The organism is Paraburkholderia sp. BCC1876 (assembly GCF_902833695.1).
GTDB lineage: Bacteria > Pseudomonadota > Gammaproteobacteria > Burkholderiales > Burkholderiaceae > Paraburkholderia.
This window is the reverse complement of record NZ_CADFGI010000121.1, coordinates 1-418: the sequence shown is the minus strand read 5'-3', so window position 1 is coordinate 418 and position 418 is coordinate 1. Positions and strand designations below refer to the sequence as shown.

Below are 418 nucleotides of genomic sequence, written 5' to 3'. Positions count from 1 at the left end.
ATACCAGGCGATCCTGCCGCTGCGCGGCAAGGTGCTCAACACCTGGGAAACCGAGCGCGACCGCCTGTTCGCCAACAACGAGGTGCACGACATCTCGGTGGCGATCGGCGTCGATCCGCATGCGCCGGATGACCACGTCGACCTGTCGAACCTGCGCTACGGCAAGATCTGCATCCTGTCGGACGCGGACGTCGACGGCGCGCACATCCAGGTGCTGCTGCTGACGCTGTTCTTCAAGCACTTCCCGCAGCTGATCGAGCGCGGCCACGTGTTCGTGGCGCGTCCGCCGCTGTTCCGCGTCGACGCGCCCGCGCGCGGCAAGAAGCCGGCGCAGAAGCTCTACGCGCTCGACGACGGCGAGCTCGAGGCGATCCTCGACAAGCTGCGCAAGGACGGCGTGCGCGAGACGCAATGGTCG

Annotated in this window: 1 protein-coding gene; it reads left to right on the top strand. The window is 67.2% G+C overall.

From position 1 onward, the window contains the following. On the top strand, window positions 1-418 hold a 418-nt coding region (locus HWY05_RS38100), incomplete at both ends, for a toprim domain-containing protein (protein WP_244146822.1).